Origin of the sequence: Pseudomonas sp. SZ57, assembly GCF_009495975.1 — a bacterium.
GTDB classification, from domain to species: domain Bacteria; phylum Pseudomonadota; class Gammaproteobacteria; order Pseudomonadales; family Pseudomonadaceae; genus Aquipseudomonas; species Aquipseudomonas syringae.
The window spans coordinates 37,895-63,156 of record NZ_WIBD01000007.1 but is presented as its reverse complement, the minus strand read 5'-3'; the positions used below and the strand labels follow the sequence as shown (position 1 = coordinate 63,156).

The window sequence follows — 25,262 nt, the reverse complement described above, 5'->3', positions numbered from 1 at the left end:
GAAGTGGTGTAACTCATCACGGCTCTGGCCACTGAGTTTGCCGTTTAGTTGATCACGGCCGACAGCTTGGCCTGCGGATTATCGCTGACCGCCTCGAAGGCCTCCAACTGCATGTAGCGCCTTTGCAGGCACCATTCGTCGTTCTGTTCCAGCAACATCGCTCCGACCAGCCTGGTGATCGCCGGATCGTTAGGAAAGATACCCACGACATCGGTTCGTCGTTTGATTTCCGCGTTCAGCCGCTCAAGCGGGTTGGTGCTGTGTAGCTGCTGACGATGGGCTTTGGGGAAGGCCATGTGGGCCAGTACTTCATCCTCGCAGCCGTCCATCAATACGGCGATCTTTGGATACTTCTCTCGCAGTTGGTCGGCCACCAGACGCCATTGTTGATGGCATTCAGCGCGGCTGTCCTGAGCAAAGACCGTGCGCAGCAACGCCGCCACCATGCTGCGCTGCCCCTTGCCGACATGAGCCATGGCGTTACGCATAAAGTGCACGCGGCAGCGCTGCCAAGTCGCATGGAAGATTTTGGCGACCGCCGCCTTGAGACCTTCGTGAGCGTCGGAGATCACCAGCTTTACCCCGCGCAAACCACGACGCATCAGACTGCGCAGGAAGTCCGTCCAGAACGGCTCAGCCTCGGAAGGGCCCACCCGCATTCCCAGAATTTCCCGTCCGCCATTGGTGCTCACGGCCACGGCGATTATTACCGCGACCGAAACGATACGGCCTGCCTCCCGCACTTTGACGTAGGTGGCGTCGATCCAGAGGTACGGCCAGTCGCCCTCAAGGGGTCTATCCAGGAACGCATTGACGCGTTCATCGATCTCGCCCGCGAGCCTGGATACCTGGCTTTTCGAGATGCCGGTCATGCCCATGGCCTTGACCAGCTCGTCGACTGAGCGCGTGGAAACGCCTTGGATGTAGGCTTCCTGAATGACTGCCGCCATCGCTTTCTCAGCGGTTCTGCGAGGTTCAAGGAAGCCCGGAAAGTAGCTGCCTTGACGCAGCTTTGGGATCTTTAGATCAACGTCACCGGCACGGGTCTGCCACAGGCGGTCGCGGTAACCGTTGCGGCTGTTGGTGCGATCAGGACTTTTGACGTCGAAGCCGGCGCCGCACAGGCTTTCAACGTCGAAATCCATCATGCGCTGGGCAACGAACTGGATCATTTGCTTGAGCAGATCAACGTCTGCCCCTTTCTCAACCAACTCGGTCAATGCGATAGTGGGCTTGGTCATCGTGGGTCTCCTGGTGCTCGTTAGGTCTTCGCAAACTCAACGTTAGCCAAGAACCACGATGACCATCCTCTTTCGCCCGCAGGGCGGCTTCGGTTGGGTCAGTTACACCACTTCCAGGGACACGATCGCCTAAATAGGCGTCTAGTGTCGTTATCCCACTACAGCGGTAGTCGTGCCCAGCGTTCGATAGACATCGCCTGGCCCACTCTGACTTCGGATCTTCTAATGGATGGATCCAGGCTTCTCTGCACTCAGCCACTCATCGGGCGCCCGGTTCTATCCGTTGATGCGATCAGCGCCGCGAGCCCCAGGAGACTTCCAAACATAAGGTAATACGCCGGCATCAGCGGGTTGCCGGTCACATCGATCAGCCAGGCGTTGATCAGTGGCGCGGTGCCGGCAAACAGCGCCACGCTGACGTTGTAGCTCAGCGCCATTGCCATGAATCGCACCTTTAGGGGAAAGAGCGAAGGGATCTGCGCCAGGATCGACGAGATCAACATTGCCAAGGCCGTATTGAGGATCATCAGGGCCAGCAACTGCTGCCACATTTCACCGCTGCCCAGCATCTTGAAGCAAGGCTGTGCCAGCAGCAAAATCCCCACACTGGCGGTGATCATCATTGGTTTTCGCCCAAGCCGCTCAGCCACCCTGGCAAATACCGGAATCAGCACGACCAGCCCCATCATGGGCGCAAGATTCAGCGCCAGGCTCAAGTGACCGGGCAGGTGCAACGTCTGATTCAAATAGGTAGGGATGTAGCTCAACACGGTGAACAAGGTGATGTTGGTGACAATGATCATTCCGGCGGACTGCAACATCACCGAGCCATGGTCACGCAATTGCTTGAACTGCATGCCTACCGAAACCCTACCTAACTCGCCGCTGCGCCTCGCTCCAACGAACAGCGGTGATTCTTCGAGTTTGGCGCGGATGTACAGGCCGACGAGCGCCATGGGCGCCGCGAAAAAGAACGGTATGCGCCACGCCCATTCGACCAACTGCGTGTCGGTGAATATCTCATGCAGAGCAAAGCTGGTAGACGCTCCCAGGACGAAACCCGAGATACACCCCACCTCGACCCAGGCAGTCTTGATGGTGCGGTGGCGATCTTCGCAGTGCTCCGCTACATAGATAGCCGCCGCGCTGATCTCGCCCCCCGCCGAAAGCCCCTGCAGCAGACGCATGAGAATCAGCAGCAGCGGCGCGGCGATGCCTATGGACGCCTGACTGGGAATCAGGCCAATGCAGAACGTTGCGCCGGCCATGACGAACAGGGTCATGTTCAGCACCTGCTTGCGGCCATGGCGATCTCCCAGAGCGCCACAGATGACCCCGCCAAAAGGCCGCGCCAGGAACGCGATGGCAAAGGTGGCCAATGACGCAATGATCTGTACCGTGGGCGTGCTGGAGGCGAAGAAAACCTTGCCCATGACCGCCGCCAGATAGCCGTAGACGGAAAAATCGAACCATTCGATGACACTGCCGACCATGGCGGCCCAGACAATGCGTTTCATCGCATCCTCGGAGTGTTGCGCTGCGACGACGTGAAGGTTGTCATTATGGGTAGTACGGACTTGCTCGACTGCGTTGCTCATGAGGACCCCTCGGATAATCCCTGATCGGAAGGCAGTGTTCGGCAAAGGGAGCTGCGTGGTAGAGTGCGCCCCGAAGCGGCCCGTCATACGGACCGTGTGGTTATTGTTGTATTTGCATCGATAGAGCCCAGGCTGCGGGTTACTCCCCTAGGTAGGCACGTTGTACCTGCTCGTTGTGCAGCAACTCGTCCGCCTGCCCCTCCAGGGCAATACGCCCCCCGTCGATGACATAGGCACGCTGGCAGGTTTGCAGCGCCAACCGGGCATTTTGCTCGACCAGCAGCAGCGTCACCCCGCCCTTCACCACCTCGCGAATGGTTTCGAAAATCTTCTGTACGATGATCGGCGCCAGGCCCATGGACGGCTCATCCAGTAGCAGCAACTTGGGTTTGCCCATCAGGGCACGGGAGATTGCCAGCATCTGTTGTTCACCACCCGACATGGTCCCCGCCAATTGAGAAGCGCGCTCTTTGAGCCGCGGAAAAATCCCGAACATGCGCTCGATATCGGCCTCGATGGCGCTCTTGCCGTCGGTACGCGAGAAGGCTCCCATCTCCAGGTTCTCGTAGGCCGTCAGCTTGGGGAAAATACCGCGCCCCTCGGGCACCAGCGCCAGGCCTTCACGGATCAGGTCGTAGCTTTTGATCGAGGCGTGCGCCTTGCCGTCGAAGGTGATCTGCCCCGCCGTGGGGGTGAGCATGCCAGCAAGGGTTTTCAGGGTCGTGGTCTTGCCGGCGCCGTTGGCGCCGATCAGTGCGACCATTTCGCCCTCGGCGACATGAAAGTCCAGCCCCCTGATGGCACGGATCGCGCCATACGAAACCTGCAGGTCCCGAACCTCAAGAATGTTGCTCGCACTCATGCCACTGTCTCCGTACCCAGATAAGCTTCGATCACACGCGGATCCCTTTGCACATCGGCTGGCAGGCCGTCGGCGATCTTGCGGCCGAACTCCAGCACCGTGACGTGGTCGCACAACCCCATGACCAGCTTTACGTCGTGCTCGATCAACAGCACGGTCTTGCCGTCGCTCTTCATCTTGCACATCAATTGGCGCAGCCCTTCCGTTTCTGCAGCGTTCATGCCAGCTGCCGGCTCGTCGAGCGCCACCAGCAAGGGCTCAGTGGCCAGGGCACGAGCGATTTCGAGACGACGCTGGTGACCGTAGGAAAGGTTTTTCGCCAACTCGCCAGCAAAACGACCAATACCCACGTAGTCGAGCCAGTATTGCGCCGCCTCATGGATCTCGCGCTCCTCCTGAACGCAGCGGGGGGTGCGCAGGATCGCTGCGAATACACCCGAGCGCGTACGCACGTGGCGACCGATCATGACGTTCTCCAGCGCGGTCATGTTGTGGAACAGGCGGATGTTCTGGAACGTCCGTGAGATACCTGCCTCGACCACCTTGTGCGGCTGGCGGATGCGCAACGGCTTGCCATTGAAATCGACCTTGCCTTCCTCGGCGCGATAGAGCCCGGTGAGCACGTTGAACAGCGTGGTCTTGCCCGCGCCGTTCGGCCCCAGCAAACCACGAATCTCACCACGGTGGATAGTCAGGTCGATGCCGTGCAGCGCCTGAAGCCCACCAAAGAACTTGCTCACCGAGTGCAATTGCAGCAGTACGTCGCTCATGCCTTGTTGACCTCCTGGAGGTTGAACTCGTGTCCAGCGGTGTTGCGCGGCACGGCGGGTTGCGCGCCTGCCCCGCTCGGGTGTCCGAGCGTGCTGTCCAGAGTGGGGGCCGGTGCATCTGGCGCGCTGTCGTCGTCGTGCAGCTCTGCGCGCCGGCGACTCGACGGCCACAGGCCCTCGGGGCGAAAGCGCATGACCAGTATCAACGCCAGGCCAAACACCAGCATGCGCAGCGTCGAGGCGTCGAGAACATTGCGCAGGACCTCACGACTGACAAAGGTGACGTTGTCCAGCACGAACGGCTGGACCCAATTGACCAGGTCGCGAAACACCTCGGGCATGATGGACAGGATCAACGCGCCCAGCACCACGCCGCGGATCGAACCCATGCCGCCGAGCACAACCATCGCCAGCACCATGATCGACTCCATGAGCGTGAAAGACTCGGGACTGACAAAGCCTTGATAGGCAGAAAACAGTGCCCCGGATACGCCACCAAAAGTCGCGCCCATGGCAAAGGCCAGCAGCTTCAGGTTGCGCTTGTTCAGCCCCATAGCCTCGGCAGCCACCTCGTCCTCGCGCAATGCCATCCACGCGCGGCCGATGCGTGAGACTTCAAGACGCTTGGAGAGAATTATCGAGAAAATCACCACAGCCAGAAAGAACAGGTAATAGCTGATCACCGGGGATACCTGCAGGCCGAACAGGCTCCATTTGCTCTGCAGCGAGACGAGGGCCTCGGGTGCCTGCCCGGCTGCGTATGACCATGGCCCGCCATCGATGTGCAGCGGCGCGATGCCGGCAATGCCCTGCGGGCCATTGGTAAGATTGACCGGCTGGTCGAGGTTGTTCATGAAGATGCGGATGATCTCGCCAAAACCCAGGGTGACAATGGCCAGGTAGTCGCCCCGCAGCTTGAGCACCGGCGCGCCGATCAGCACCCCACAGATGGCGGCAACCACCGCCGCCAGCGGGATGATGACCCACAGCGGCCAATTCAGCACACCTTCGGCCAGTCCGGCCATGTGCAGGTGCGGCGAGGATAGCAGCGCATACAAGTAGGCGCCTATCGCATAAAAGCCGATGTAGCCCATGTCCAGCAGCCCGGCATAGCCGATGACGATATTGAGCCCCAGCGCCAGCAACACGTAAAGCATCGCGAAACCGAGGATGCGTACCCAGGTGGCGCCCAGGAACGGAATGGCGTCGACCACGAAAGGCAAGGCGATGAACGCCAGCAGCAACAGGGCGTATTGTGCGTAATTGGTTTTCATTGCAGTGCCTCCTAGGCGCGATCGGCCTGACGCTCGCCCATCAAACCGTTAGGCCGGAACAGCAAGACCATGATCAGCACCATGAAGGCGAAAATATCCTGGTAGTTGGCGCCCAGGAAACCGCCGGTAAGTTGCCCGGTATAGCCAGCCGCCAGAGACTCGATCAGCCCCAGCAGCAGCCCGCCGAGCATGGCCCCGAAAAGGTTGCCTATGCCGCCAAGTACCGCCGCCGAGAACGCCTTGAGGCCCAGCAGCAGGCCCATGTAGGCGTCGGCTTGTCCGTAATTGACCGCGCGCATGACGCCCGCTATCGCCCCCAGCGCGGCACCGATGACAAAGGTCGCGGAGATGACGCGATTGATGTTGATGCCCATCAGGCCGGCGACTTCCTGATTTTGCGCGGTGGCGCGCATGGCCTTGCCAAGGCGGGTCTTGTCGACCAGCAACCAGAGGCCGAACATGATGCACACCGAGATGATCATGATGCTCAACTGGACATTGGTGATGGTCGCGCCGAAAACGTCGATCGGCGTGGTTTCGACTACTTCCGGAAAGGTCTTGTAGCCCCTGCCCCAGATCATCATGGCCAGGTTCTGCAGGAAGATCGAGATGCCGATAGCGAGGATCAACGGCGTCAGGCGTGGCGCTTTGCGCAATGGCCTGTAGGCGAACTTTTCCATGCCCTGGGCCATCAGCATACAGACCGCAGCGGCAATCATGATCGCGAACAGCAGGGTCAGCACCCCAGGCGCGAAGCCGAAGCCGGCGAGCATCGTGAGCACCGAAATAGTCACCATCGAACCGACCATGACGATCTCGCCATGGGCAAAGTTGATCAGGCCGATGATGCCGTAAACCATGGTATAGCCCAGCGCGACCAGGGCATAGATGCTGCCGAGCACCAGGCCATTGAGGACCTGTTGCAAAAGGATATTCAGATTGGCGTCCACTTGGTGAATCCTCAAAGCTGCGTGGTGACCACCTGCGCTAGCGGGCGGCCGCGACGCGGTGACATTCATGGCAGGGCAAAAAATCTTCTTGTTCTAGTCGCGGGCCATCCTGGCCCGCTTGTCGTTGTGGCGAAGCAAGGTGATCAGTCGCGTTCGACGGACAGCGTTTTCCAAGCACCGTTTTCAAATTGGAAAATGGTCGCGGCGGCGTTTTTCAGGTTGCCGAATTCGTCAAAGGCAATGGTGCCGGTAACGCCCTCATAGCTGTTGCTCTTGAGTACCGGCAGGTACACGGCAGGGTCGGCCGATTGCCCCTTGACGATGGCGGTGATGGCTGCCCACGTAGCGTCGTAGGCGGCAGGCGAGGACTGCACCACGCCTACGCCATACTTGGCCTTGAGCTTCTGCTCGAACGCAGCCCCTTTGGGCATGTCCTGCAGCGGGGTGCCGTAGTTCCAGGCGTAGGTGCCTTCGGCAGCGAAGCCGGCCATCTTCTTGAACTCGTCATTGGGCAGGTTACCGATGTTCATGAACCGGGCCTTGAGCCCTAGGTTCTTCATCTGCTTGGCCATCGGCGCGGCCTGGTAGTCAAGCGCCGCAAAGAACACCGCGTCGGCCTGCTGGGCCTTGGCGGTGGTAAGAATGGCATTGAAGTCGGTGGCCTTGTCATTGGTGTACTCGCGTACGACCACATTGCCGCCAGCTGCCTTGACCGCTTTGGTAACTTCATCGGCCAACCCTTGGCCGTAAGCGGTACGGTCGTCGAAGATGGCGATACGCTTGGCTTCGAGCTTGTTGACCAGATAGTTGCCGGCATAGCGGCCCAGAGTCGCGTCGTCGTTGACCACGCGGAACACCGACTTGATGCCCTGCTTGGTAAGCGCCGGATTGGTCGCTGAGGGCGAGATCTGCGGGATGCCCGCATCGCCGTAGATTTTCGAAGCGGGAATACTGGTGCCCGAGTTGTAGTGACCGATGACCACGGCAACTTTGGCGTCCACCAGGCGCTGGGCCACGGCGGTACCCGTGCGCGGGTCGGCGACGTCGTCTTCGGAGACCAATTTGAACTCGAGCACTTTGTCGCCGATCTTCAATTGCTGCTGATTGGCTTCTTCGATGGCAATGCTGACCCCGTGCTCCACGTCCAGGCCTTGATGCCCGGACGGGCCGGTCAACGGCCCGGCAAAGCCGATCTTGATCTGTTGGGTGTCGGCCGCAGCGACGCTACCGACATTCAAGGCAGCGGCAAGCGCCGCGGCCAGTGCAGTACAGATCAGGTTGTGTTTGCGCATATACCCCTCCCAGAAATCATCGGATAAAACGAATTGAGCACGATGACGTGCCAGTCTTCTTTTCCACTCCTGCCAACCTCTGCGGGTCAACAGGTTTATTCGGGACCGCTCGTTGCCTGCAATTGCCACCTGACGCGGCGGAACTTGTAAGATAACAGTCAGCAGGCAACTGTCAATGGGTGTACGCTCGTGATGAATGAAATGCCAGATGAACTCTACGACTGACCATGGAAATGCACAAAGTCGACGCGCTTTCGACGCATAGAAGCACTTCCCGCACCATGACAGGTCAGTTGTTTGATAACATATAGGTACAAGCGACGAACCACGCCTTTGGCGACCGGGCGCTTTGAGATAGAGGCCTTGCAACCCTGTTGACTCGGCCCACTCTGCTGTTCAACCATTGATCTTCCGTGATGAACAACTCAGTTCAGGAGCAACAAAAAATGGACGCGACCACAGGTCCGCGCAGGGGCAATCTTGCCGAGACGGTTATCCGTGAACTGTCCAACCGTATCGACATCGGTACCTATCGCCCTGGCGAAAAGCTCCCGTCCGAGCAAGAGCTATGCAAGGAATTTGGAGTCAGCCGCCCGGTCATTCGTGAAGCCGTCGCCTCACTGCGCCTCGGCGGACGCCTGATCGCCCGCCAAGGCGTCGGGGTGTTCGTGGTCGAGCAGGACGTCAAGCGGATCGGCTATGCCCTGAGCACCGCCGTCGATGACGTACGCGCCGCCGCCCATGTGCTCGAATTGCGCCTGGGCGTCGAAACCGAATCCGTGGCCCGCGCAGCTGAGCGCCGCAGCCCGACGAGCATGGCGGACATCACCGAGGCTTTCGACCGCTTCAACGCGCTGGACGGCAGTGACCTGGAAGCCGAAGCCCAGGCCGACTTCGCCTTTCACATGGCAATCGCCCGTGCGACCAACAATCCGCATTTCACGCAACTGCTGGAAGCCCTCGGCCCGGAGATCATTTCCGACCTGCACCTCAAGCATGGCCAATCGACCGGTAAAAGCGGCATGGCGCACATCAAGAAGATCGGCCGCGAGCACGGCGCGATCCTCTCGGCGATCTCCATGGGCGATGTCAGCGGTGCCCGCAGCGCATTGCGCAAGCACCTTGAAGAGAGCCTCTCGCGCTACCAGCGCCTGGTTCAGAGTGGAGACTGATCAGCGCTCGACGCGCGCTCAGCTTATGCCCAGGCACACGTATTTGATTTCGACATAGTCTTCGATGCCATAGCGCGAACCTTCACGCCCAAGACCTGAAGACTTGACCCCGCCAAACGGCGCCACCTCAGTGGCCAGGACGCCGACATTGACTCCGACCATCCCATACTCCAGCGCCTCGGACACGCGCCACACGCGTGACAGGTCGCGGGCGTATACATAGCAGGCAAGGCCAAATTCGGTATCGTTGGCGAGGGCGATCACCTCTTGCTCGGTGGTGAAGCGGAAGATCGGCGCCACTGGCCCGAAAATCTCCTCCTGAGCCACGCGCATCTGTGCGGTCACATCGGCCAGCAAGGTTGGCTCGAAGAAAGCTCCACCGCGTGCATGCCGGTTGCCACCAATGATCAGTCGGGCACCCGCTGCCTGCGCCTGGTCAACCAGCGCTACCACCCCGGCCACGGCCTTGGCATCGATCATCGGCCCGACCTGGGTGTCCGCATCGGCACCGTCTCCCACAACCAACTGCGCTACGCGCTCGGCAAAGCGCCGCACGAAGCGCTCGTAGATCCCGTCCTGGATGAAAAAACGGTTGGCGCAGACGCAGGTCTGCCCGGCATTACGAAACTTGGCAATCAGCGCGCCCTCGACTGCAGCCTCCAGATCAGCATCGTCGAAGACGATAAAAGGAGCGTTGCCGCCCAGCTCCAGGGCGACTTTTTTTACCGTTGCAGCGCATTGCTCAAGCAGCTTGATGCCGATTGGCGTCGAACCGGTAAACGACAGCTTGCGCACGATCGGGCTGGCGGTGAGCTCGCCGCCAATGGCAGCAGAGTCGCCCGTCACCACGCTCAGCACGCCGCGTGGGATACCCGCGCGCTCGGCAAGAACGCACAAGGCCAGTGCGCTGAACGGAGTCTGGGACGCCGGCTTGAGCACCAGGGTACAGCCTGCAGCCAACGCCGGCGCGGCCTTGCGAGTGATCATCGCCGCGGGAAAGTTCCACGGTGTGATGGCCGCGCAGACACCGATCGGCTCCTTGGTAACGATCAGCCGCCGCCCAGCCTGGGGCGAAGGAATCACATCGCCATAGATACGTTTGCCCTCCTCCGCATACCACTCGACATACGCAGCCGCAAAAGCGATTTCCCCCCGCGACTCGGCCAGCGACTTGCCTTGCTCAGCGGTCATTATCTGCGCCAGATCCTCCTGGTGCGCCATGATCTGGCGAAGCCAGGCCAGCAGACGTGCAGCGCGCTCCTTGGCAGTCAGCGCTCGCCATGCCGGCAGCGCAGCCTGGGCAGCGGCAATCGCGCGCTGGGTCTCGGTGGCACCCATGCGCGGCACGCGCCCGATGATCGCATCGGTCGAGGGGTTGATTACATCGATGGTCAAGCCGCTGTCGGCGGTGCACCACGCACCGTCCAGGTAGCACTGTTCGCGCAACAATAAGGGGTCGGCAAGCTTCATATGCAGGGGTTCTCGATAAAATTCAGGCAAAAAAAAGGCAGGACGATCACTCGTCCCGCCCGAGGTGAAATCAACGTGAGGCGAGGGCTTTTTCTCGAATTTGACTGAGGGTCATCTTCGGTGTCAGCGCCTCGGGGTCGACCTGGATCTCGATCAACGCCGGCTTGTTCGACGCAACACAGCGTTGGAACGCCGACGCGAAATGCTCGGTAGCCACCACGGTCTCGGCATGGAGTCCGTAAGCAGTGGCCAGCAGCGCGAAATCGGGGTTATGCAATTCGGTACCCGATACCCGACCCGGATAGCTGCGTTCCTGGTGCATACGGATCGTGCCGTACATGCCGTTATTGACCACGATCACGATCAATCGCGCGTCGTAGTTGGCCGCAGTCGCCAACTCCTGCCCATTCATGAGAAAGCAGCCATCCCCCGCGAACGCCACCACCGTGCGCTCAGGGAAGGTGATCTTGGCGGCCACCGCCGCTGGCACACCGTAGCCCATGGAGCCGTTGGTCGGGCCCAGCAGCGTGCGGAAGGTACGGTGCTGATAACCGCGGTGTACCCAGCCGGTGTAATTGCCCGCACCGCAGGTGAGGATGCTGTCGTGGGGCAGCTGCTCGTTGAGCCAGGCGATCACCTCGCTCATCTGCACGTCTCCGGGCGAACGCGGACACTCGAAGTTGGCGCGGTAACCGCGGTTCAACTGCTCGACCCAATCCGCGTGTCCGCGAGCACCGACGGCCGGCAACGCGGCGACCTGCGCCGCGAAGGTCTTCATGCCGGCGTTGATGGCCAAGGTCGGTTGATAAACCCGGCCCAGCTCTTCGATCCCCGGATGAACATGAACCAGCTTCTGCTTTGGCACCGGGATATCTACCAAGGCGTAGCCGCCGGTGGTCATTTCGCCCAGGCGCGCACCGATAACGATCAGCAAGTCGGATTGCTTGACCGCCTCGACGAGCTGGGGGCCGGCCGCCAGCCCGAGGTCGCCCGCATAGTGGGGTAAGGTGTTGTCGAACAGGTCCTGGCAACGGAACGACGCCGCAACAGGTAGGTGCTGGGTCTCGATGAAGCGCCGGATGTCATGAACGGCCTGATTGCTCCAGCCGCCCCCGCCGAGCACCACCAATGGCCGCTGCGCCTGGCTGATCAGGATCTGCAGTTGCGCCAACGCGCCTGACGGCGCAGCAGGCTCGATCGCCAGCGAGGGGCCGGCGTCGGCGGTATCGACCCAATCGGTCAGCATGTCTTCCGGCAACGCGACTACCACCGGTCCAGGCCGGCCATTGGTAGCCCGATGGAAGGCCTGGCTGAGCAGTTCAGGCAAGCGGGCGGCGTCATCCACCTCTACCACCCACTTGGCCATCTGACCGAACATGCGTCGGTAGTCAATCTCCTGGAAAGCCTCCCGCTCGACCTGATCGCGTGCGACTTGGCCGATGAACAGGATCATCGGCGTCGAGTCCTGAAAGGCAGTGTGCACCCCGACCGAGGCGTTGGTAGCGCCTGGACCGCGAGTGACAAAACAGATACCCGGCTTGCCCGTCAGCTTGCCATAGGCTTCGGCCATGTAAGCAGCGCCGCCTTCTTGCCGGCACACGATCAGCTCGATGTCATCCTTCACATCATGCAGCGCGTCGAGCACAGCCAGGTAGCTTTCGCCCGGCACGCAAAAGGCGCGCTCGACACCATTGATGCGCAATGCATCGACCAATACCTGCCCACCAGTGCGCAGCGTTGGAGCCTTGTTGTCAGTCATATTGTTCTCCATCAAGCCACGCGGTCAGATGACCGAATCTTCCAGAAAGGGACGGTTCTCGACCACGCGCTGGTAGGACAGCGCACTGAGGTCAAGACTGCGGAACTCGCCATAGGTAATCAGCTCGCTGAGACCGCGGCCGATCGCCGGCGCCTGTTGCAGTCCATGGCCACTGAAGCCATTGCAGAACATGAAGTTGCGTACTTCGTTGTGCGGACCAACGATGGCGTTATGGTCGAGTACGCAGAAGTCGTAATGCCCGGCCCAGGAGTTGACCACTTTGATGGCCTCGAACGCCGACACGCGCTCGGCTAGGATCGGCCAGACCTCTTCTTCGAACTCATCGTGCATCACGTCGAAATCGTCGAAATCCACTTGCGGATCGACCTTGGGATAGGTGCCACCCAGATACAGGTGACCCTCCGGACGAAAGAACACCCCGGTGGGATCGATGGTCAGCGGCACTACGCCCTCGAGTGGGGTATGGCAAGCGAACACGAACAGTGAACGTCGACGCGGCTCCACCGGGATCTGCAGTCCGGCCAGTTGCGCGACCTTGGGGCCGCGGGTGCCTGCGGTGTTGACCAGATAGTCACAGGTGATGCGTTCGCCGCTGGCCAGGATTACACCAGTGACCAGATCCCCCTTGCGCAGCACCTCCACCACCTCGTTCTCGATGTACTCGGCGCCCAGCGACCGCGCTTTTTTGCGAAAACCGTTCATGATTCCGTAGTTGTCGAACCAGCCCTCGTCTTTTTCACCATAGGTACCGCCGGCAAGGCTGTCGGGGTTGACCCAGGGGAAGCGCTTGATTAGCTTCTCAGTATCCATCAAGGTGACCTCGGCGCCGTTGTCCAGTTGGGTCTGGTGCAAGCGCTTGAGTACCTCGAAGCCTTGCGAATCAGCGAGAAACAAGTAGCCGTTCTCTTTGAAGGCTAGGTCGGGGCCTTCACCATCGACCGCCATCAGCTGCGCAAAATCGCGAATGAATTGCGCGCCGAAGCGCGAAATCTGAATATTGATCGGGTTGGAAAACTGCACGCGAATCGAACTGCTGGACAGTGCCGTGGCCGATTGGGCGTAGGTCCAGTCGCGCTCGACGACCAACACCGAGCCGGTGAAGTCAGGGTTGTTGGCCAAAAAATACGCTGTGGCGCTACCGTTCACGGCACCGCCCACGATCACTACATCGTAATGTTGCTTTGTCGCTGTCGAAGCCATGATGCGGACCTCAGAAAATTCGCTGTGAAAATGTCATTTGGGATCTTCAAAATGCCCGGCGCCGGCGAAATTGCCGCCGTGATAACGCGCCGCCGGCTCGTTGTGATCCAGCGGCGGGAACTTGGCCTCCAGCTTTGCGCGGTAATCGTCGGCGCTGTCCTTGGCGACGTACCCCAAGGACGATGCGGCGCGGTTATCCCACAACGACTCACGGTTGGCCGACATGCCGTAGACGATCATGTGCGCCACCCGCGGCGCCAGCAGCGCACGCTCGCTGAGCTGGGCGAAGTCGTCGAACGACAGCCAAGTCGCGAGCATGCGCCGGTCGAGCGGCTCTTCGAAGGAAGAGCCGATACGGATGTTCACCGACTCGATGCCGAACTTGTCCCAGTAGTAACGGCCCAGGTCTTCGGCAAAGCATTTGCTCAGGCCGTAGAGGCTGTCGGGGCGGTGCGGCACGTGGGCGTCGAGGGTTTCGGTGCGATCATAGAAACCTATGGCGTGGTTGGAGCTGGTGTAGATCACCCGTTTGACACCGTGCTGACGCGCGGCTTCGTAGATGTTGTAGGTGCCGACGATGTTGGCGTTGAGGATCGCCGCGAAGGTGTTCTCCAGCGGTACGCCGCCCGCATGCAGGATGGCGTCGACGCCCTCGCACAACGGTAGTACGTCGGCAAAGTTGCCCAGATCGCACTGCACCAGCTCCTCATGGGCGGCAGCAGTGCCTAGGTCGGCGATGTCGGTCAGGCGGATCACATCGGCGAACGGCTGCAGGTGCGCGCGCAGGACCTTGCCCAGGCGCCCGGCGCCGCCGGTGATCAATAGACGTTTGAATGGCTTGCTCATCTAGGGTGCTTCCTCGATTCAGTGGTCGTCAGGCTCAGCGCAGCGCACCGAAGGCTTCACGCAGTTGCTCGAGCGCTTGTTGCAGCTGCTCGCGCGAGGTGGCGAAGGACAGACGAATGTACGGTTCCAGGCCAAAGGCCGAGCCTGGTACGGTGGCGACCTTGCCGACCCGCAGCAGGTAGTTGGACAAGTCAGCGTCGCTGGCGATCAGTTGGCCGTCGGGCGTGCTCTTGCCGATAAAGGCCGCGCAGCGAGGGAAAGCATAGAAGGCCCCTTCCGGCATTTGTAGCTCCAGGCCGTCGATAGCCGCAAGGCCTTCGACCACCATTGCGCCGCGGGCCTGGTACTCGAGGTTGGCAGCGCGGACGAAATCCTGCGGACCGTTGAGCGCGGCCACAGCGGCTAATTGCGAAATGGCCGATGGGCAGGTGGTGGTCTGCGACTGGGTCTTGTTCATGGCGTCGATCAGGCCCTTGGGCCCTGCCGCATAGCCCAAGCGGTAGCCAGTCATGGCATAGGCCTTGGACACGCCGTTGATGAGCAAGGTACGCTCGCGCAGCTGTGGGCACGCCGTCACGAATGGCACGAAGGCCTGGTTGCCGAGGATGATGTGCTCGTAGATCTCGTCGGAAATAACCAGCACCCTCGGATGTCTTTCCAGCACTTCGCCCAAGGCGGCAAACTCGGCCTGGGTATAGATCGCGCCGCAGGGGTTATTCGGCGAATTGAGCATCAGCCAGCGAGTGTGCGGTGTGATGGCGGCCTCGAGGCGTTCGGCATCGAGCTTGAAACCATACTCGGCGCCACACGGGATGACCTTGGGCACGCCACCGTTGAGCAACACCATGTCAGTGTAGGAAACCCAGTACGGCGCCGGCGTGATGACCTCATCGCCAGGCTCGAGCGTCGCCAGGAAGGCATTGAACAGCAGCTGCTTGGCACCGTTAGCGACGCAGATCTCGTCCATGCCGTAATGCAAGCCGTTTTCGCGCTGGAATTTGTCGACGATCGCACGCCGCAAGGCTTCGTAGCCATTGGGGGCGGTGTAGTGATTGTTGCCCTCGAGCATGGCCTGATGCGCCGCCTCGATGACGTGAGCCGGGACGTTGAAGTCCGGCTCGCCAAGGCTGAGGTTGATCACCGGCTCGCCCAGAGCGAGCATTTTCTTGGCCAGCACCGAGACCGCCATGCTCGGCGAGCTCTTGACCGTGCGCACACGACTGCTTTGAAATTCCATTATTGGGCTCCTTGCTTAATGTCATAGCCGTAATCGTCGCGCGCCTGCTGCTCGCTGATGTAGCCAAAGCGCAGGTCGCGCGCCACGTCCTCTCGCGGCCGCTGGCTCGGCGCGCCGTAGCCGCCCCCCCCAGGCAAACTCAAAACCAGGCGACGATCGGCCGGCACGAACTGCTGGCCCTTGCCGCGCAGCACAGTGCCGTCATCCAGGCCGACGTAGCCCTGGGCACCCTCCTTGCCGCCCTCCAAGCCACGGGCCGGATAGGTGATACGGTCGAACATGGCACTGAACCGGAACGAATAACCTGCCGCTGCCGACACCTCGATTTCCTGACCGAGGCCACCACGATGCTGCCCCGCGCCCCCGGAACCATCACGCAGTTCCTTGCGCCAGACGATCACCGGCCCGGCGTGTTCGGTAGCTTCTACCGGCATGGTGTGTACGCCGCTCGGGAACGCGGTAGAGCTCAACCCATCCTTGGCGGCTCGAGCGCCCATGCCGCCGCTGTTGAACATCAACATCTCGGCGTTGCGTCCGTCAGGATTGCCTTCCAGCGGACGCACGCTCAGGTGCAGGTTCCACAGGGCACTGGCGCCTTCGGCCGGCACCTGGCCCGGCAGGCATTTATGCAATGCACCCAGCACAAGATCAGGTACGAAGTGCCCGAGCACGTGGCGTACCGACACCGGCGCCGGGTGCTTGGCATTGAGGATGCAGCCTTCGGGGGCGACTACCTCGAACGGTGCCAGCGATGCCGAGTTGTTGGGGATTTCCGGGGCGACGATGCACTTGAGGCCGTAGCAGGCATAAGCTTTGGCGTAACCCAGCGGCACGTTGATGCCGAACTGGCTCATGCCCGAGGTACCGACGAAATCGGTAGTGATACCGTCAGGGCCGACCGTCAAGGTTACGGCCAGGGTCACCGGCACGTCATAGCCGTCCAGGGTCATGCTGTTCTGGTAGGTGCCGTGGGGCAGCGTCTTGAAGCACTCCAGGGTAGCGCGACGGCTGTGTTCGAGGATGAACCCGCCGATATGCTCGAGATCATCGAGTTTGAACTCTTCGAGCATGCTCATCAGGCGCTTGTGCCCGGTCTCGTTGCAGGCCGAGAGCGCGTAAAAATCGCCGACCACCCGATCGTTTTCGCGTACGTTGTTGCGCAGGATGTTGATCAGGTCACGGTTGACCTTGCCGCGCTCGAACAGCTTCATGATCGGGATGAATAGCCCCTCCTCGTACACTTCACGCGCATCGGGACCGAAACCGCGACCGCCGATGTCGACCACATGGGCGGTGCTGGCGAAGTAGCCGATCAACTGGCCCTTGTAGAACGACGGCGTCACGATGGTGATGTCGTGCAGGTGGCCGGTGCCCTTCCAGGGGTCGTTGGTGACGTATACGTCGCCTTCGAAGATATTGTCCCCGCCGATGTCGTTGATGAAGTGCACCACCGCCTCGGCCATGGTGTTGACATGCCCGGGGGTGCCGGTAACGGCTTGGGCAAGCATGTTGCCGGCACGGTCGAATACGCCGGCCGAAAGGTCGCCGGCTTCGCGCACGCTGGTGGAGAACGCGGTACGGATCAGGGTCAGGGCCTGCTCTTCGACCACCGAAATCAGGCGATTCCACATCACCTGCATTTGAATATCGATCAAGGTATCGCTCATGACAAATCGCCTTCTATGCAAGTGACGCTTAGCGCCGAACGACCAGCAGGCAGCCATCGGGCTGAACAGTGGCGGTGAACGAAGAGGACACGAAAGTCGAGGTTTCGCGTTCGGCGATGATCGCCGGGCCATCGACGCGGGCGCCGACCTGCAGTTCCTCGCGCTGATAGATGCTGGCATCGACGAAACCGCCGCTGACCACATCGAACACCTGGCGGCGAGACACTTCGTGTGCGCGATGCGAAGCGCTGATCTGCTCCACCGGTTGCACCGCCAGCAAGGGCGAGCTGGTCTTGACCGACCAACTGACGATCTCGACATCCGGCCCCTCGATCGGACGCCCGAAGAACATTGTGTAGGCCGCTTCGAAGAGTGTCTTGAACTGCGCCGTGTCGTCAGTACTGAAAGGCTTGAACGGCAGGCTCACGGGAATTTCCCAGCCCTGACCGACGTAGCGCATGAACGCCGTGCATTCCATTTCAGGCTCGCCTTCGGGCATGCCTTGGCGCAGGAAGCCGATCGCCTCGGCTTTCATGTCGTCGATCAGCGTATTGACCTGCGGCGCATTGAACTCCGAGAGACGCACGAAAGCGCTGCGTACCGCTTCATAGCCGAACGGTGCGCGCAAGAAGCCGATCGCCGAACCGACACCGGCACCGGCCGGTACCAGGAAGCGCGTGACACCCATTTTTTCGCACAGGCGTGCGGCGTGCAGCGGGCCGCCACCACCAAAGGTGATCATGGTGTATTCGGCGATCTCCTTGCCGCTCTCGACCGCGTGCACGCGGCCGGCATTGGCCATGTTTTCGTCGACCACTTCACACACACCGTAGGCAGCCGTGGCGGCTTCCATGTTCAACGGTGCGCCAATGGCCTGTACCAGAGCGGTGGCAGCACTGTCGGTGGAGAGGCACATGGCACCTCCAGCAAAATTGTCGGCGTCGAGTCGACCCAGCAGCAGGTTGGCATCGGTAATGGTCGGCTGCAGACCACCTCGACCGTAGCACGCCGGGCCCGGCTCGGAACCAGCGCTGTGCGGGCCGACCCTGATCTGGCGCATGCTGTCGAGGCTGGCGATGGAGCCTCCACCCGCGCCGATCTCCACCATCTCGACCACCGGGATCGAGATCGGCATGCCACTGCCCTTCTTGAAGCGCCAGGTGCGTGCTACTTCGAAGGTCTTGGCGGTCTTGGGCACTTGCTGTTCGATCAAGCAGATCTTTGCAGTGGTGCCGCCCATGTCGAACGACACCACCGAATCGAGCTGATACTTGCGGGCAATGTCCGCAGCGAAGATCGCGCCACCGGCCGGCCCCGACTCCACTAGGCGCACCGGGAACTCGGCGGCACTCTGCACGGAAATGATGCCGCCACCGGAGTGGATCATGAACACCGGGCAGGTGGCACCCGCCGCCTTGAGCGTCACCACCAGACGATCGAGGTACGACTTGATCAGCGGCTTGACATACGCATTGGCGCACACGGTATTGAAACGCTCGAACTCGCGCATCTGCGGCGAGACTTCGCTGGAAATCGAGATCGATACGGCGGGCAGACGGCGTTGCAACGCATCGCGCAGCTGGCGCTCGTGCGCACCATTTACGTAGCTGTGGATCAGGCCAATGGCGATACTTTGGTAGTCACCCTCGGCCACCTGCTCAACCAATGCGTCGATATCGGCCTGGGTTGGGGCGATCAGCACTTCACCGTGCACATCCAGGCGCTCGCGCAGGGCGAAGCGATGCTCGCGCTCAATCAGCGGCGGTGGCAGGGTAATGTTGATGTCGTATTGTTCGAAGCGGTTTTCGGTGCGCATCTCCAGCGTATCGCGAAAACCCTCGGTAGTGATGAACGCCGTCCGTGCACCGCGACGCTCGATCAGCGCGTTGGTGGCCAGCGTAGTGCCGTGAATCAATTGGTCGATATCGGCCAGGTTCAGGCCTGCTGCTTCGATAACCGTGTTGACGCCGGCAAGAATCGCCCGCTCGGGCAGCTCATAATCGGTCAGAATCTTGGTCGAGTGCAACACGCCATCGACATCCAAGGCGATGTCGGTAAAGGTCCCACCTATGTCCACGCCGACCCGGCATGAAGTCGCAGTCATCACAGTATCCCCTCGGTTTTGCTGTTCTCATGGCCGATTTGATCGGGCCATTTTAAATGTAAGTTATATGTTGTCTTACAGGCAGTCAAGCAATGTCACTACGTTTCTTATCATGCCTGCGCATGACATTGCCGGCCGTCCATGGCCGCCACCCATCAAACGCAGGTCTTGACCATTCGCCCGCCACCCACCGCCTGCGCGGTCGGGAACACTTCGAGACGCGAGACATCCACTTGCTGTGGCAAGCTCAGAGCCGCCAACAGCAACGTTGCGATGTCTTCCGGCATGATCGACTCATAGCCATCGTATAGTTCAGCACCTGCGGCCTGCATGCCCATGGCCGTCTTGTACAGTTGCGTTTGCACCCGCCCCGGAGCAATTTCAGTAACCCGTACGCCACTGCCGAGCAGGTCGCAACGTAAGGCGTCGCAGAACAGACTGATGCCTGCCTTGGATGCGCCGTACACCGCTGCCCCCGGATGCGGCGCACGACCGGCACTAGAGCCGATGAAGAACAGGTGCCCGTAGCCGCGCGCAATCATTCTCGGCACGACCTGGCGGGTCAGGTGCAGCGGCGCCTTGAGGTTGATGTCGAACATGTTGTCGATTTCAGACGGGGCCATTTCCTGAAAAGCAGCGCGCGTAGACAACACCCCAGCGTTGTTGACCAATACATCCACTGGGTAACGGGCCAACACAGCGGCGAACGCTTCGGTGTCGCGGACATCGGCCTGCACGACCTCGACGCCCTGCTTACTGGCGAGCTCGGCAAGCGCCGTCGGGCTGCGGCCGACGGCGATCACCTGCAGACCGGCATCGCGCAACGCCAATACCACTGCCTTGCCGATGCCGCTGGTAGCGCCGGTGACCATCGCACAGTGGTACTGCGCAGGTACCTTCGGGGCCTCAGGCATAGATATAACCTCCGCTGACGATGACGTTTTCACCCGTGGCATAGCTGTTGCGACTGCTGCCCATCATCACGATCCACTCTGCAATTTCCGCAGGCTCGGCGGCGCGCCCCAAAGGATTGGCCGCGGCCAGCTCGCCGAGAAAACCCAGTTGCTTGGCGCGCTCGGTAGCGAAACCGGCTGGTGCAACGGAGTTCACCAGGATCTGGTCCTTGGCGCAGGCCTGGGCAAAGGATTTGGTTAGGCTGACCACGGCAGCCTTGGTGGCGGCGTAGTGAGCGTTCTGCGGATGCGCCTTAAACGCGTCCACCGATGTGACGTTGACGATACGCCCGGTCACCGCTGGCGCCGCGACATACTGCTGCATGTGACGCACAGCGGCGACCATCATGTGGTAGGTGCCCTTGATGTTGACGGCGTTCTCCAGATCCCACTCTTCGTCAGTGATGTCGAAGATATCCTTGCGTGGATAGATGGCCGCGCTGTTGACCAGGCAATGCACCCGCCCCAGTTTCGCGACGATACTGGCAAAAGCGCCATGGGCGCTGTCCAGACGCGAAATATCCCCCGCGGCAGTGCCGACTTCACAACCGTTGGCTCGCAATGTGTCTGCGGCCGCAGTCATCAGCTGTTCGTTACGATCGATAATGCCGATCTTGCTGGCTCCACGTGCTTGCATCAACTTGGCGGTTTCCAGGCCCAGACCTGAAGCGCCGCCGACTATCACAACCGTTTGCGAATCCATGAAACACCCCTCGATTAGTCTTTACGTAAGATGCCTGTTGTCTTACATTCGGTCAACGCAATTTGGTTTTCCTCACTGGTATGTGCCGTTACCGCAACACTGGAGATTCACTATGCCTGCGCCCGTCTCATCCCCTGCATGCGCGGTTGTTTCCCCGCGGGATCGCCTGCTCGATGCCGCTCTCGAGCTGTTCGGCAGTCGTGGTTATCAAGCCACTGGGCTGCGTGAGTTGGCAGGGCATGTCGGCCTCTATGCCGGGTCGATCTACAACCACGTAGAGAGTAAACAGTCGTTACTCTTCGAGCTGATCGAAGGAGCCCTCTGTGCCCTGTTGGCCGATACGCAGCGTCGGCTGCACGGAGCTCACACTTATAGAGAGCACCTGCAAAGGTTTATCGGGACCTTTGTAGCTTTCAATCTGCAGCACGACCACAGGCTGCAACTAGTGACTCGCGAGTTAATGCATTTGACCGCCGAGCAGCGCGCGCAAGTCAATGAGCTTAAAGATGCCTATACCGCCATCCTGACCCGAATAGTGCAATCCGGGTGCGCAGTATCAATACGCAATGACCAGGCAGCGCAGATTGCCAATGCGGTCATTGCGATGCTCTGCGGGCAGCTGCTATGGCGCGACATAGAGGGATCATCGGAGGAGCGCACCAGGGCTCTTACCCTACTTGTCGAGGGCATGATTGCCTGCGCTCGGCGGCCATGACCAACGAGGTGATTACCCCCTTGTACCTCGATGGGTGCTACTGGCCTTGTAGGGGCACCCCGGTAGTGGCCAACCGCCGCCAGCGTGCTAGTCCAGAGGTACTTCGGCCGAGTAGGCCAGGCTGGCGCAGAGCAGCGCTTATGCAGCCGGCAAGGCGGAGTTACTATAGTTGCCGCGGACGTTGTCCGGGGAGTTGGTAAAGCACGGCATTCGGGTCAAAGGGTTGAGCCTGGGCCGACCAAGAATGCAGCGCTGGGCAAGCAGGGTGTTGCCGCTGACCGAAAAGTGACCCATTAAAGGCTGTTCTGCCGATTGAAAACTGACCCAGGTGTTCAACTGCTTCTGCTCACTTTCCGAGCAGGAGAACATCAGGTGATTAGCATGGAAATGATGGGAAAAATTCGGCGGATGTATTTCCGCGACAAGCTGTCGCTTCACCAGATAGCCAAGCATACCGGGCTGTCCAGGAACACCATCCGAAAGTGGATCAGGGCCCCCGAAACCAAACAGCCCGTCTATCAAAGACGCGCAGCTTTCAACAAGCTGAGCCCTTTCCACGCAACGTTGGAACAGGCACTCAAGGCCGATTCGCTTCGGGCAAAACACAACCGCAGAACCGCGAAGGCTCTCTTCGAGCAGATCAAAGCCGAAGGTTACGGCGGCGGTTACAGCCATCTGACCGCATTCATCCGCGCGTGGCGCGGCGAGCAAGGAAAATCCTTGCCAGCCTTTGTGCCGTTGACGTTCGCGCTGGGTGAGGCTTTCCAGTTTGATTGGAGCGTAGAAGGTCTGCTGATTGGCGGGCCGTTCAGGCGGATCCAGGTCTACCACATGAAGCTCTGTGCCAGCCGTGCATTTTGGCTGGTGGCCTATCCCAGCCAAGGTCACGAGATGTTGTTTAATGCCCATACTCGTTCGTTTGGAGCATTGGACGGCGTGCCGCGTCCCCGAATGCCATGACCGGTCAATTGGGCGTCGTAGCCCAATCGTTTCAAGGCAGCGTTGAGGGTGTTCTCACTGATGCGCTTCTTGAGTTCGCTGCGGTGCGCCAGCAGATGCTTCTGGGCGGGCCGCATTACGCCCAGAAGGTAGCGCACTATCTCGATCGCCTGGACAGACAAAGAGATGCGCTTTTGCTTGCCCAGCCGGTAGTAGCGCAGGTGCCACGATTTGCCGCCAGTGGGGGCGACCGCCAGGCCGAGGCCGTCGGTGTCAGGGATGCTGTAGGATTTCTCGGCGGCTTTGGCTTGCCGCACGGTCAGATCAGAGAGTGCCATCATCAAACTCCTAGGTCATGAGACTTAGGCTTGATGCTGCTGGTTATCCCAATCCAACCCCAGCAACAACCCGGAACCGGCACCACCCACATTCTCTGGCCTCAATTTTGGCCTCAAAAACGCTGGCTTTTGGTGGATGTCCGCGGCGTTTGCTGTATGAAAAAAGGAGCAGAACAGATTGTGTGAAAACCTAGCAATCTGCGCAGCGCTCAAAGAAAATGCTCCGTATCGAAAGATACAGAGCATTTTTCGTTATGGCCTACATCCAAGGTGAGTCCCGCAGCCAGACCAGCCTATTCCCGGTCTCGCTGGAAGAGTTCATCCCAGAGTATCACCTCGTTCGCGTCATTGACCTGTACGTTGCCAAGCTCGATCTGGTGCAACTGGGCTTCGATCAAGCGATTCCAAAAAGCACGGGGCGCCCTGCTTATGATCCCGCCGATCAGCTAAAACTCTACCTCTACGGCTATTTTCAGCGGATTCGCTCATCGCGACGTCTTGAAGCCGAGTGTCAGCGCAACATCGAAGTGATGTGGCTGATCAACCGGATCAAGCTCGACTTCAAGACCATCGCCGATTTTCGCAAGAACAATAAACCCGCCTTCATCGCGACCTGCCGTACTTTCGTTCGATTTTGTCGCACGGCAGGCTTGATCGCCGGTGAGTTGGTAGCCATCGACGGCAGCAAGTTTCAGGCGGTCGCATCCTCACGGCGTCATGTGAATTTGAAGCAGCTCAAGCATCAGGAAGAAAAACTGGATAAGCGCATCGCTCAGTATCTGGCCGAGCTGGATGAGGCCGACAAGGCTGAAACCACAGATTCAATTGATCGCAGCGCAATCAAAGCAGCCCTGGCGCAGCTTGAGGCTCGACAACGGGATAATCAGAGTTGCCAGGCACTGATGAGTTCGATGGGCATCGAGCAGTTCAACACCCATGAAAGCGATGCCCGAATGATGCGCACGGCCAAAGGGCCACGTGTGGCCTACAACGTGCAAACCGTCGTGGACGCCGAGCATTGCCTGATTTTGCATCATGAGGTCACCCAAGATGGCGATGACCGAAAGCAACTGGGGCCGATGGCCAAGGCCGCCAAAGCAGAGTTACAGCAAGATGATCTGAAGGTCACTGCCGATGCCGGCTACTCCAATGGCAAGCAGTTTCAGGCCTGCGAGGATGCTTCGATTACGGCCTATGTACCGCCCAATCGTTCGAAAAACCCTGGCAGTCAGGAAGAGCAGCTCTTTGAGCGAAAAGACTTTATCTATGAGGCCGGACACGATCGTTTCCAGTGTCCGGCAGGCAAATAGTTAACGCTAAAACAGCACAACAAAGGTGATCGTATCTATCAGGCTGAGGTCGATGACTGCGCCAACTGCGCGCTGAAGACGCAATGCACTGGAGCCCAGCGCCGTTATGTCTCACGACATGCCTATAAAGAGGCTTTCGAGCGTATGTAGCATATAATGCAGGCACATCGTGAGATGATGACCAACCGAAGATCCATCGTTGAGCACCCCTTCGGCAACCTCAAGCAATGGCTATTTGGTAATGGCCGTTTCTTGCTGCGACAACTGGAGGGGGCAAAAGCTGAAATGGCCTTGGCGGTGAATGCCGATAACCTGAAACGAGCGATTAAAGTGCTCGGTGTGCGCCATCTGATGGCTTTGATGGGCTGAGCGGACATTTTTTCGTCTGCTGCCAATACAAAACAAAACGCCCCGAACAAGTCGGGGCGTTTGCTTGGGCCTTCATCAGTGTGTCTTCACACAATCTGCGAAGCTCCTCTTTTCAACGACCTACAGATGCCAGTGGAAGTCTGTAGATCTATATTTGGAGCGGGAAAAGAGACTGGCATTGGGTGCCTGAGCCGTTGATAGATAACGGGTTTTTCTCGGTCCCAAAACAGGGATGGACTTGAATCTGGGCTTGTTGGAGCGGGTTGTCAACGGAAACTCCTGTTGCCCATTCTGACGGTAGCTACGACCGTCTAGGCACATGTGCTTATCAGACGTTACGCATACGAAAGGCTGCTGCTCAGATTGGCATGCTAAATAACAGTTTGTCCAGCAATCTCCGTCGCGTTGCCGGACGTCCCACCGATCGCAGATGTCTTACGACACGCTAGCCTCGCTCAGGAAGCCCAAGAAG

General features: G+C 59.9%; 18 protein-coding genes and 4 pseudogenes. 4 read left to right on the top strand and 18 right to left on the bottom strand.

The window, feature by feature from the left end; translation table 11 throughout:
* Window positions 1–44 precede the first annotated feature (44 nt).
* From GE543_RS09800 to GE543_RS09770, 7 genes are all read right to left on the bottom strand, one after another.
* Window positions 45–1,241, bottom strand: a complete 1,197-nt coding sequence (locus GE543_RS09800) for an IS256 family transposase (RefSeq protein WP_153221334.1) — start codon at window positions 1,239–1,241, stop codon at window positions 45–47.
* 251 nt (window positions 1,242–1,492) lie between these two features.
* A complete protein-coding gene (locus GE543_RS09795) occupies window positions 1,493–2,839 on the bottom strand; it encodes an MFS transporter (protein ID WP_178118580.1) in 1,347 nt (448 codons plus the stop codon).
* Between the two features lie 139 nt (window positions 2,840–2,978).
* Complete coding sequence (locus GE543_RS09790) at window positions 2,979–3,701, bottom strand: ABC transporter ATP-binding protein (RefSeq protein ID WP_153221332.1); 723 nt, start codon at window positions 3,699–3,701, stop codon at window positions 2,979–2,981.
* Entirely contained in the window at window positions 3,698–4,471 is a 774-nt protein-coding gene (locus tag GE543_RS09785; protein ID WP_153221331.1) for an ABC transporter ATP-binding protein, read from the bottom strand. The genes GE543_RS09790 and GE543_RS09785 overlap by 4 nt, the downstream gene beginning before the upstream one ends.
* Window positions 4,468–5,745 (bottom strand): ABC transporter ATP-binding protein, encoded by a 1,278-nt coding sequence (locus tag GE543_RS09780; protein WP_153221330.1) that lies wholly within the window; start codon window positions 5,743–5,745, stop codon window positions 4,468–4,470. The genes GE543_RS09785 and GE543_RS09780 overlap by 4 nt, the downstream gene beginning before the upstream one ends.
* Before the next feature lie 11 nt (window positions 5,746–5,756).
* Window positions 5,757–6,683: a branched-chain amino acid ABC transporter permease gene (locus GE543_RS09775; RefSeq protein ID WP_153221442.1), complete on the bottom strand. Its 927-nt coding sequence runs from the start codon at window positions 6,681–6,683 to the stop codon at window positions 5,757–5,759.
* 155 nt (window positions 6,684–6,838) lie between these two features.
* Window positions 6,839–7,987 (bottom strand): branched-chain amino acid ABC transporter substrate-binding protein, encoded by a 1,149-nt coding sequence (locus GE543_RS09770; RefSeq protein ID WP_153221329.1) that lies wholly within the window; start codon window positions 7,985–7,987, stop codon window positions 6,839–6,841.
* 446 nt (window positions 7,988–8,433) lie between these two features.
* On the opposite strand from GE543_RS09770, the gene GE543_RS09765 reads away from it, so the two are divergent.
* A complete protein-coding gene (locus GE543_RS09765) occupies window positions 8,434–9,159 on the top strand; it encodes a FadR/GntR family transcriptional regulator (RefSeq protein WP_058396134.1) in 726 nt (241 codons plus the stop codon).
* Window positions 9,160–9,177: 18 nt separating this feature from the next.
* On the opposite strand, the gene GE543_RS09760 is transcribed toward GE543_RS09765, so the two are convergent.
* The 9 genes from GE543_RS09760 to GE543_RS09720 all read right to left on the bottom strand — a co-directional run bounded on the left by GE543_RS09760 (window position 9,178) and on the right by GE543_RS09720 (window position 21,119).
* The gene (locus GE543_RS09760) at window positions 9,178–10,629 is read right to left on the bottom strand and encodes an NAD-dependent succinate-semialdehyde dehydrogenase (RefSeq protein ID WP_153221328.1); all 1,452 of its coding nucleotides are present in this window, start codon (window positions 10,627–10,629) and stop codon (window positions 9,178–9,180) included.
* Between the two features lie 70 nt (window positions 10,630–10,699).
* Window positions 10,700–12,388 (bottom strand): thiamine pyrophosphate-binding protein, encoded by a 1,689-nt coding sequence (locus GE543_RS09755; RefSeq protein ID WP_153221327.1) that lies wholly within the window; start codon window positions 12,386–12,388, stop codon window positions 10,700–10,702.
* A 24-nt stretch (window positions 12,389–12,412) separates the two neighbouring features.
* Complete coding sequence (locus GE543_RS09750) at window positions 12,413–13,609, bottom strand: FAD-binding oxidoreductase (RefSeq protein WP_153221326.1); 1,197 nt, start codon at window positions 13,607–13,609, stop codon at window positions 12,413–12,415.
* A gap of 33 nt (window positions 13,610–13,642) precedes the next feature.
* Window positions 13,643–14,455, bottom strand: coding sequence for an NAD(P)-dependent oxidoreductase (locus tag GE543_RS09745; protein ID WP_153221325.1), 813 nt, complete (start codon window positions 14,453–14,455; stop codon window positions 13,643–13,645).
* 34 nt (window positions 14,456–14,489) lie between these two features.
* Entirely contained in the window at window positions 14,490–15,692 is a 1,203-nt protein-coding gene (locus GE543_RS09740; protein ID WP_153221324.1) for a pyridoxal phosphate-dependent aminotransferase, read from the bottom strand.
* The gene (locus GE543_RS09735) at window positions 15,692–17,359 is read right to left on the bottom strand and encodes a hydantoinase B/oxoprolinase family protein (RefSeq protein WP_153221323.1); all 1,668 of its coding nucleotides are present in this window, start codon (window positions 17,357–17,359) and stop codon (window positions 15,692–15,694) included. Before GE543_RS09735 ends, GE543_RS09740 begins: the two co-directional genes overlap by 1 nt.
* 28 nt (window positions 17,360–17,387) lie before the next feature.
* On the bottom strand, window positions 17,388–19,463 hold the full coding sequence (locus GE543_RS09730; RefSeq protein ID WP_153221322.1) for a hydantoinase/oxoprolinase family protein: 2,076 nt from the start codon (window positions 19,461–19,463) through the stop codon (window positions 17,388–17,390).
* A gap of 155 nt (window positions 19,464–19,618) precedes the next feature.
* Entirely contained in the window at window positions 19,619–20,377 is a 759-nt protein-coding gene (locus GE543_RS09725; RefSeq protein ID WP_153221321.1) for an SDR family oxidoreductase, read from the bottom strand.
* Window positions 20,370–21,119 carry an SDR family NAD(P)-dependent oxidoreductase gene (locus tag GE543_RS09720; RefSeq protein WP_153221320.1) on the bottom strand — a complete coding sequence of 250 codons (750 nt, stop codon included), beginning with the start codon at window positions 21,117–21,119 and terminating at the stop codon, window positions 20,370–20,372. The genes GE543_RS09725 and GE543_RS09720 overlap by 8 nt, the downstream gene beginning before the upstream one ends.
* Window positions 21,120–21,231: 112 nt before the next feature.
* Here GE543_RS09720 and GE543_RS09715 point away from each other — a divergent pair, with 112 nt between their 5' ends.
* Both GE543_RS09715 and istA read left to right on the top strand, forming a co-directional pair.
* Window positions 21,232–21,834 (top strand): TetR/AcrR family transcriptional regulator, encoded by a 603-nt coding sequence (locus tag GE543_RS09715; RefSeq protein WP_178118579.1) that lies wholly within the window; start codon window positions 21,232–21,234, stop codon window positions 21,832–21,834.
* Window positions 21,835–22,215: 381 nt separating this feature from the next.
* Window positions 22,216–22,779 (top strand): annotated as a pseudogene (istA, locus tag GE543_RS09705) (IS21 family transposase); the annotation flags it as partial.
* Here istA and GE543_RS27830 read toward each other — a convergent pair.
* Both GE543_RS27830 and GE543_RS27825 read right to left on the bottom strand, forming a co-directional pair.
* A pseudogene (locus GE543_RS27830) lies at window positions 22,740–22,961 on the bottom strand (integrase); the annotation flags it as partial. The pseudogenes istA and GE543_RS27830 sit on opposite strands and share 40 nt — an antisense overlap.
* Window positions 22,962–22,964: 3 nt before the next feature.
* Window positions 22,965–23,111: pseudogene (locus tag GE543_RS27825) on the bottom strand (Arm DNA-binding domain-containing protein); the annotation flags it as partial.
* 254 nt (window positions 23,112–23,365) lie between these two features.
* Here GE543_RS27825 and GE543_RS09695 point away from each other — a divergent pair.
* Window positions 23,366–24,790 (top strand): annotated as a pseudogene (locus GE543_RS09695) (IS1182 family transposase).
* Window positions 24,791–25,262 lie beyond the last annotated feature (472 nt).

What these genes read in the sequence shown, in the direction of transcription:
- GE543_RS09800 (WP_153221334.1), bottom strand. Translation starts at nt 1,241, where the DNA reads ATGACCAAGCCCACTATCGCATTGACCGAGTTGGTTGAGAAAGGGGCA.
- GE543_RS09795 (WP_178118580.1), bottom strand. Translation starts at nt 2,839, where the DNA reads ATGAGCAACGCAGTCGAGCAAGTCCGTACTACCCATAATGACAACCTT.
- GE543_RS09790 (WP_153221332.1), bottom strand. Translation starts at nt 3,701, where the DNA reads ATGAGTGCGAGCAACATTCTTGAGGTTCGGGACCTGCAGGTTTCGTAT.
- GE543_RS09785 (WP_153221331.1), bottom strand. Translation starts at nt 4,471, where the DNA reads ATGAGCGACGTACTGCTGCAATTGCACTCGGTGAGCAAGTTCTTTGGT.
- GE543_RS09780 (WP_153221330.1), bottom strand. Translation starts at nt 5,745, where the DNA reads ATGAAAACCAATTACGCACAATACGCCCTGTTGCTGCTGGCGTTCATC.
- GE543_RS09770 (WP_153221329.1), bottom strand. Translation starts at nt 7,987, where the DNA reads ATGCGCAAACACAACCTGATCTGTACTGCACTGGCCGCGGCGCTTGCC.
- GE543_RS09765 (WP_058396134.1), top strand. Translation starts at nt 8,434, where the DNA reads ATGGACGCGACCACAGGTCCGCGCAGGGGCAATCTTGCCGAGACGGTT.
- GE543_RS09760 (WP_153221328.1), bottom strand. Translation starts at nt 10,629, where the DNA reads ATGAAGCTTGCCGACCCCTTATTGTTGCGCGAACAGTGCTACCTGGAC.
- GE543_RS09755 (WP_153221327.1), bottom strand. Translation starts at nt 12,388, where the DNA reads ATGACTGACAACAAGGCTCCAACGCTGCGCACTGGTGGGCAGGTATTG.
- GE543_RS09750 (WP_153221326.1), bottom strand. Translation starts at nt 13,609, where the DNA reads ATGGCTTCGACAGCGACAAAGCAACATTACGATGTAGTGATCGTGGGC.
- GE543_RS09745 (WP_153221325.1), bottom strand. Translation starts at nt 14,455, where the DNA reads ATGAGCAAGCCATTCAAACGTCTATTGATCACCGGCGGCGCCGGGCGC.
- GE543_RS09740 (WP_153221324.1), bottom strand. Translation starts at nt 15,692, where the DNA reads ATGGAATTTCAAAGCAGTCGTGTGCGCACGGTCAAGAGCTCGCCGAGC.
- GE543_RS09735 (WP_153221323.1), bottom strand. Translation starts at nt 17,359, where the DNA reads ATGAGCGATACCTTGATCGATATTCAAATGCAGGTGATGTGGAATCGC.
- GE543_RS09730 (WP_153221322.1), bottom strand. Translation starts at nt 19,463, where the DNA reads ATGACTGCGACTTCATGCCGGGTCGGCGTGGACATAGGTGGGACCTTT.
- GE543_RS09725 (WP_153221321.1), bottom strand. Translation starts at nt 20,377, where the DNA reads ATGCCTGAGGCCCCGAAGGTACCTGCGCAGTACCACTGTGCGATGGTC.
- GE543_RS09720 (WP_153221320.1), bottom strand. Translation starts at nt 21,119, where the DNA reads ATGGATTCGCAAACGGTTGTGATAGTCGGCGGCGCTTCAGGTCTGGGC.
- GE543_RS09715 (WP_178118579.1), top strand. Translation starts at nt 21,232, where the DNA reads ATGCCTGCGCCCGTCTCATCCCCTGCATGCGCGGTTGTTTCCCCGCGG.